We start from the raw sequence: 1,719 nt of genomic DNA on the forward strand, positions 1-1,719 counted from the left end.
ACTTATATTCAAATGAAACGAATTGCTGTCGGAACCTTTGAAAATACCTATGTAAATACTGTGAACAAAGTTGCTTACGCCTCAAATACAGTTCGTACGACAACGCCAGAACCTAAGAAACCAGAGGAGCCAACGACTCCTACTCCAAATCCAAAAGGTAACCCTACTCTACCTCAAACAGGTACAAATGATTCAAGCTACATGCCATATCTTGGTCTAGCAGCTTTAGTAGGGGTTTTAGGACTTGGTCAGTTGAAACGTAAAGAAGACGAAAGCAAGTAAGCTCTAAAAGTTAAATAGAAAAGAGGAACTCTGTTTCCTCTTTTTTGGCTCGTTGTCAACTGTAGTGGGTTGAAGAAAAGCTAAGCTCGAGAAAGGACAAATTTCGTCCTTTCTTTTTTGATATTCAGAGCGACGAAAATTCGCTTCTTGAAGTTTTCAAAGTTCCGAAAACCAAAGGCATTGCGTTTGATAAGTTTGATGAGATTATTAGTCGCTTCCAATTTTGCGTTGGAATAGGATAACTGAAGGACATTGACGATTTTCCCTTTGTCCTTTAGAAATGTTTTAAAGACAGTCTGAAAAAGAGAATGAACCTTCTTTATATTGTTTTCAAAGAGTCCGAAAAATTTCTCTGGTTCCTTATTCTGAAAGTGAAAAAGCAAGAGTTGATGGAGATGATAGTGGTGTTTCAAGTCTTCTGAATAGCTCAAAAGCTTGTCTAGGATTTCTTTATTGGTTAAGTGCATACGAAAAGTAGGGCGATAAAAACGCTTATCACTGAGTTTACGACTATCCTGTTGAATGAGTTTCCAGTAGCGCTTGATAGCTTGTGTTCTGCCCTCAAGAACAGTGATGATATTGAGCTTTTCAAAATCTTGCGCAATAAAACTCATCTTTCCCTTAGTGAAGGTATACTCGTCCCAGGACATAATCTCAGGCAGACGAGAAAAATCATGCTTAAAACGGAAGTCATTGAGTTTGCGAATGACAGTTGAAGTTGAAATAGACAGCTGATGGGCAATGCCAGTCATAGAAGTCTTTTCAATTAGCTTCTGGGCAATCTTTTGGTTGATGATACGAGGGATTTGGTGATTTTTCTTGACTATAGGAGTCTCAGAGACCATCATTTTAGAGCACTGATAGCACTTAAAACGGCGTTTTTTAAGGAGAATTCTAGTAGGCATACCAGTCGTTTCAAGGTAAGGGATTTTAGAAGGTTTTTGAAAGTCATATTTCTTCATTTGGCTTCCGCAATCAGGACAAAGTGGAGCATCATAATACATTTTAGCGATGATTTCCTTGTGGGTATCCTTACTGATGATGTCTATAATTTGGATATTAGGGTCTTTGATATCGAGTAGTTTTGTGATAAAATGTAATTGTTCCATATGGCTCTTTCTAATGATGGTTTGGTTGCTTTTCATTATAGGTCATATGAGACTTTTTTTCTACAACAAAATAGGCTCCATAATATCTATAGGGGATTTACCCACTACAAATATTATAGAGCCAAAATAAATAGTTTAACTAAAAGAAGATGGTGTGACCATCTTCTTTTTAATTTATAAATAGGTGAAATTTTTCTATAAATAAAAAGAAAAAAGAGTAAATATTTGTATCTTGCCTTGTAAAGTGTTAATATAAGAAGTAACGACTAAATTTAGATAAGGAAATGACTTATAATGAAAAATAAAAAAGAAGTCTATGGATTTCGTA

Annotated in this window: 2 protein-coding genes; one reads left to right on the top strand and one right to left on the bottom strand. The window is 35.6% G+C overall.

The window, feature by feature from the left end; all coding sequences use genetic code 11:
* The coding region (locus M1F65_RS09945) for an LPXTG cell wall anchor domain-containing protein (RefSeq protein WP_247925915.1) at positions 1-282 on the top strand (282 nt) is incomplete at its 5' end.
* An 80-nt stretch (positions 283-362) separates the two neighbouring features.
* Here M1F65_RS09945 and M1F65_RS09950 read toward each other — a convergent pair.
* Positions 363-1,391 carry an ISL3 family transposase gene (locus M1F65_RS09950; protein ID WP_070837076.1) on the bottom strand — a complete coding sequence of 343 codons (1,029 nt, stop codon included), beginning with the start codon at positions 1,389-1,391 and terminating at the stop codon, positions 363-365.
* Between the last annotated feature and the right edge of the window lie 328 nt (positions 1,392-1,719).

The sequence above is a fragment of the Streptococcus oralis genome, assembly GCF_023109195.1.
GTDB lineage: Bacteria > Bacillota > Bacilli > Lactobacillales > Streptococcaceae > Streptococcus > Streptococcus oralis_BV.

Excerpts from the sequence above, each read along its gene's own strand:
- M1F65_RS09950 (WP_070837076.1), bottom strand. The coding sequence starts at position 1,391 with ATGGAACAATTACATTTTATCACAAAACTACTCGATATCAAAGACCCT.